Here is a 6,000-nt window from a genome sequence, read left to right on the forward strand (position 1 = left end):
AAAAACCAGCAAACATGCTGGTTTTTTAAAGCGTGCTCGCTTAGCTGCCTTGCACCAAACGACGTGCGCTGATAATCCCTGGTTGCTGCTCTAAACGTGCCAACAAACGAGAAAGTTGCGCCAAGCCTTTAACCTCAATTAACAATTTCATATTGGCGATACCATCACTTTCAGAAATAGTATTCACCTGACGAATGTTAATTTGATCGGCAAAAATCACTTGGGTTAAGTCTTTGAGCAAACCACGGCGGTCATAGGCTTCCACCACAATTTGCACGCTTTGACCACGGGTTGGCTGCATTTCCCAATCGGCTTCTACCGCACGTTCGGGTTCGTTGCCAATCATACGCACATAGTCCGAACACGCCACTTTGTGAATACTCACACCACGGTTCAGGGTAATATACCCCGCAATCGCTTCACCATGCACAGGCTGACAGCATTGTGCGATATGCAGTTCAACGTTATCCAAACCATCAATCAAAATGCCATGTGCCGATAAGGTATGGCTGGCACGTGGGTTCAAGGTTGGCTTCAACACCAGTTCAGGTTCATCCTGATCTAAGTGCATGTGACGATTGACCTGATTAATTAAGGCATGCAGGCTAATATCACCATTCACCAAACCAATCAGAATGTCTTCACCTGTTTTGACGTTAAAGTGATTGCAATAATCATTTAAATCAATACTTTTTGGATGAATCGCCAAACGTGACAATTCTTTATTGAGCACTTCACGCCCAACTTCCAGATTTTTACTGCGGTCTTGCTGTCTAAACCAATGACGCAGCTTATCGCGCGCACGTGCTGTCTTAATATAACCTAAAGAATTCACCAACCAATCACGGTTCGGTTCACGGTCTTTTTTGGTCAAAATCTCGACCTGCTCGCCTGTTTTTAAAGTATAGGTGAGCGGCACATAGCGCTGATTGACCCGTGCGGCATAGCATTTATTGCCGACTTCGGTATGCACATGATAAGCAAAGTCCAGCACCGTTGAGCCACGTGGCAATTCTTTAATATCACCATCACGGCTGAACACATAAATTTTCTCAAAATCTTCAAACTCTTGGATTTGTTCAAAATTTTCAGAATCATCATCTTCTTTATGTGCGCTGGCATCGTTACGTTCCTGATAGTGCTCTAAAACAGAACGCAAAGAATGTAAACGATGATTAAACGAATGGTCTGTGGCTTTAGAACCTTCTTTATAATTAAAGTGTGAACATACCCCAAGCTCGGCTTCTTCGTGCATATCTAGGGTACGAATTTGCACTTCAAGCGACTTGTTTTCTGCAATTACGGCAGTATGCAATGAGCGATAACCATTGGCTTTTGGATTGGTAATGTAATCATCAAACTGGTGCGGAATATGCCGCCACAATTGATGTACGATGCCCAAAGAGTGGTAACACTCTGGAATGGTTTTCACCAAAACACGTACAGCACGAATGTCATAGAGCTGATCGAAGCTGAGGTTTTTACTCTTCATTTTTCGATAAATCGAATAAATGTGTTTCACCCGCCCGCTAATTTCGGCATGAATACCATTATTGCCCAGCTCTGTACGCAATTGCTCAATTACGTTTTGAATGTAGTTTTCACGCTCCAAACGCTTTTCATTCAGTAACGTCGCAATTTCTTTATAACGGTCTGGCGCCAAATAACGGAAGGCTAAATCTTCGAGTTCCCATTTCAGTTGGGCAATGCCTAAACGGTGTGCCAATGGCGAGTAAATGGTTAAAATTTCTCGCGCCACACGCTCCTGACGTTCTTTGGAAGCGGTTGCCAACTCACGTAATGAATAGGTACGTTCTGCCAGTTTAATTAGCACCACGCGCACATCTTCCGTCATGGAAATCAGCATTTTATAAATGCCTGTTAAATGTTCACGCTGGTTATTATTAAAATGGTCTTCTAAACGCTTATTTTTCTCAATCAGTTCAGACAACTTACCCATCGACAAGGTGCCTTTGATCAAGCCATAAACTGCTTCACCAAATTCTTCACGCACTTCATCTAACTGCATGACATTTTCACGCACGCTACGATAGAGCATGGCTGCAGACAAAGTGTCTTCATCGACATGCAAGTGCGCTAAAATATTCGCCATCTCAATACCTGTATATAAGGTATGCGATGGATGACTGACGTCTGTTTCCAGCTCTTTTTTCAGGGTGTAATTGGCAACGCGTTCTAATTGTTCAAGTGCCGCCCCATCGTAAATCCCGCGTACTCGGTCTAGCCATTCTGCTAAATCCTGTCGGGCTTGCTCGGCATGTTCTACAGTCGTTTCCTCAGACAGTTCATTTAAACGTCCAGGAAGTTGTTCACGTACTGTGACCATACCCTTCTCCTACCTCTATGTACTTCATATTATAAATCGTTTATTTGCTTTTCTTTCTCAAACAAGGCAATGGATTCGACATGCCCCGTATGCGGAAACATATCCATCACGCCTGCTTTTTTCAATTGATAGCCCTGCTTGACCAATACACCTGCATCCCTTGCGAGTGTGGCTGGATTACAAGACACATAAACGATTCTATCTGCGCCAAATTTGGGCACATAATACATCACTTCCTCTGCGCCTGAACGCGGAGGGTCAATTAATAATGCCTCAAATCCTTGATTTGCCCAAGAATGATGCGAAAAATCTTTTGTTAAATCTTGTGAATAAAACTTAACATTGTCTAAATCATTACGTTGTGCATTCTCTGCACCACGCTGCACCATTTGCTCTGAACCCTCTACAGCAACCACCTTTCCTGTTGCACCTACACAACGTGCAAGCGGCAATGAAAAGTTGCCTAATCCACAAAACAGATCAAGCACCCGATCACCTGATTTTAAGTTAAGCAAATCACATGCCAGCTTAACCATTTGTGGATTAATTGTAGAATTGACTTGGGTAAAGTCTTGGGGATGAAAGCCAAAATTCACATCAAAATCATCTAAACGATAATGCAAACGCATTGCTGCATGCGGATCATCAACCCGATGCAAACTGTCTGGACCTTCAGGCTGCAAATACAATTGCCAGTGTTTCTGTAACGCAAACTGCTGTAACTGGTTGATATCGGCTGCAGATAGTTGTTCTGTATGCCGCACCACCAAAGCAATCTCTTGATCTCCCATCGCCAATTCTATATGACCAATATGGGCCTTGCCTGTTAGACTTTGGAGTAGCTGCTTGATTCGTGTTAACGAACCAAATGCCTGATCCAACACCATACAGCGGTCAATTGAGGTCAGTTTATTGCTATTGCGCTCACGAAAACCGACCACCAATTTGTCTTGACTGGCAATATAACGCACCCCAACACGGGCTTTGCGGCGATAATCTTCACGCTGTGAACGCAAAGGCGCTAACCATTCTTCAGGCTGAATTTGCGCAAAATGTTGCAGATGCGACTGCAACACCTGTTGTTTGAGATGAATCTGCTCATCCAACTGAATATGCTGCATGCTACAACCACCGCAACGCTGATAATGTGGACATTGTGGCGTAACCCGTAATGTCGAAGGCTCACCCAGCACTTCTAGACACTCGGCTTCTTCTAAGCGTTTGTTACTATGCGTAATTTTGGCGCGTACTGTTTCACCAGGCAATGCGCCCTCTATAAAAACTGTTTTCCCCTGCTTCTCGGCTGGATGACCCGACTGAGCTGTGTAGTGTGCAATCCCGCGCCCTTCATGTGACAACGATTCCACCTGAAAGCAATATTCAGCCTGCTGCGTGGTACGGTTTTTACTGCGATGTTTCATATCAGTCTAAATATCGGAAGATGGGGAAGATTGAAAAGGCATCACGGATTCATTTGAAGGCGTGGTGACACTTTGTTCAGGAAAATCTGTACGGGTAAATTCAGTTTGCTGCGAACTGTGCTGCCACACGCTTAAAAAGTCTGCATGCTGCGGCTGAGTATGCAAATATTGAATGGTATGCTGTACCCATAAAGTATGCTCTTCAAGCAGCAATTGCCCTTTGAGCAGCAGCCAACGCAAATAAATCAACCAAGTATTTAAGACATCGCCTTCACAATAACGCGTCAGCCTTGACCATTCGCCGCTTTGCATAAATGCAGGAACATGATAGCCCGCATCTACACGTTTACCCGGAAAACCTAGCAAATACGCAATGTCATCCAACTTTTGAAAATGACGACCATTAAACATTGCCATCACATCCATTAAATCGACATGACGCTGATGGTAACGGTTTTGATAATTGTTATAGCGCTTTTGCTGATCAATCTCGCCCTGATCAAATAAACTTGGTGCAGAGAGCCCGTGATACATGGCGCGGAATAAAATCACTGGCAAGTCAAACTGCGAACCGTTCCAACTGACCAAAGTCGGATGACGCTTATCAAAAATAGACAAAAACTTTTTCAGCATTGTCGCTTCGCTGTCGTGTTCACGGCTAAAGGAAAACAGCTTCATGCCGTGTTCATCAATCCACAAGCCTGAAATACACACAATTTCATGCAAAGGCAAACGCTGAAAATCGGTTCCTGCCTCTTGGCGACGCAACTTCATTAATGCTTGTTCAAGCTCTGCTTCGGGTAAATCGAGTTGATATAAATGCGCGCCTGACTTCAAATCGGTAACGGTTTCTATATCGAAAATCAGCACAGGTAAACGCATAAAATCTTACTCAATGGGTGATAGAAAAATGAATATCACAATTCAGTATCTTGAACAGAGAACAAACCTGTCGATAAATAACGATCACCACGGTCACAAACAATACAAACAATCACTGCATCTGGATTTTCTTCGGCAATTTTTAAAGCTGCCCATACCGCACCGCCCGATGATGTGCCTGCGCTGATGCCTTCTTTTTGCGCCAGTTTACGCATGGTTTTTTCCGCTTCAATTTGCGGAATATCAATAATACGATCAACACGACTACGGTCAAAAATGGTTGGTAAATATGCTTCAGGCCAACGGCGAATCCCTGCAATACTTGAACCATCTGAAGGTTGTAAACCAATAATTTGAATCTCTGGATTTTGTTCTTTTAAGTATTTAGACACCCCCATAATGGTGCCTGTTGTGCCCATAGAGCTGACAAAGTGGGTAATTTTACCGCCCGTTTGCTGCCAAATTTCAGGCCCTGTGGTCAGGTAATGTGCTTCAACATTATCTGGGTTACCAAATTGGTTCAGCACCAAGCCTTTGCCTTCGCGTTGCATTTGCAAAGCCAAATCGCGCGCGCCTTCCATGCCTTGTGCTTTAGTCACTTCAATCAATTCTGCACCATAGGCACGCATGGCATCTTTACGTTCTTGGCTCATATTGTCAGGCATGATCAGCTGCATTTTATAGCCACGCATAGCTGCAACCATCGCCAAAGCAATGCCGGTATTGCCACTGGTTGCCTCAATTAAAGTATCGCCCGGTTGAATTTCACCGCGTTTTTCTGCCTGCATAATCATGTTGTAGACAGGACGATCTTTAACAGAACCCGCAGGGTTATTGCCTTCCAGTTTTGCCAAAACCGTTGCCTGCGTATGACTTGCCAAACGCTGCAAACGCACCAATGGGGTTTTGCCCACATAATGATCTAACAAAAATTCATCACTTTGGAAATCTGATTGGGTATCAAGCATGGTCTGCACCAATATCAAGGTGGGCTTATTGTATGAAAATTTGCACCTTCCTGCACGTTTTTCACAGGCTTTTTATCAAAACAGCAATACTCTGCCGACAATTTATGCATCACTCACTGCCTACACAATTCTAGGCAAGATGAACACAATTTCAGATTGTCTTTTGCGGGATGGATGCAAAAAAATGCACACCGATTGATTGCGAGATGCAGCTGAACCACTCGCACCAAACAGATGAAAACACAGTCAGGAGAATTGACATCCTCACCCCCTTAAAAGAGGGTGATTCCTACAGCTAGACGCTTATGCCCAAGCGCAAGAATGTTTAAAGCTGAGTTTATATCTCGATCATGAGCTGTACCACAGCTCATGCACTCCCATT

5 protein-coding genes are annotated in these 6,000 nt (G+C 44.0%); all 5 read right to left on the bottom strand.

The annotated features are described in order from the left end of the window. Nucleotides 1-40: 40 nt before the first annotated feature. Nucleotides 41-2,347 (bottom strand): bifunctional (p)ppGpp synthetase/guanosine-3',5'-bis(diphosphate) 3'-pyrophosphohydrolase, encoded by a 2,307-nt coding sequence (locus FTU09_RS09850; RefSeq protein WP_004974935.1) that lies wholly within the window; start codon nt 2,345-2,347, stop codon nt 41-43. Nucleotides 2,348-2,376: 29 nt separating this feature from the next. Next, the gene (rlmD, locus tag FTU09_RS09855) at nt 2,377-3,768 is read right to left on the bottom strand and encodes a 23S rRNA (uracil(1939)-C(5))-methyltransferase RlmD (protein ID WP_104852528.1); all 1,392 of its coding nucleotides are present in this window, start codon (nt 3,766-3,768) and stop codon (nt 2,377-2,379) included. Nucleotides 3,769-3,774: 6 nt separating this feature from the next. Next, nucleotides 3,775-4,650, bottom strand: a complete 876-nt coding sequence (locus FTU09_RS09860) for a 3'-5' exonuclease (protein ID WP_004974933.1) — start codon at nt 4,648-4,650, stop codon at nt 3,775-3,777. 35 nt (nt 4,651-4,685) lie between these two features. Beyond that, nucleotides 4,686-5,618, bottom strand: coding sequence for a cysteine synthase CysM (gene cysM, locus FTU09_RS09865; protein ID WP_180080162.1), 933 nt, complete (start codon nt 5,616-5,618; stop codon nt 4,686-4,688). Nucleotides 5,619-5,890: 272 nt separating this feature from the next. Continuing rightward, the coding region (locus tag FTU09_RS09870; RefSeq protein WP_179994364.1) for a zinc ribbon domain-containing protein at nt 5,891-6,000 on the bottom strand (110 nt) is incomplete at its 5' end.

This window comes from Acinetobacter sp. YH12058 (assembly GCF_013419805.1).
Taxonomy (GTDB): domain Bacteria; phylum Pseudomonadota; class Gammaproteobacteria; order Pseudomonadales; family Moraxellaceae; genus Acinetobacter; species Acinetobacter towneri.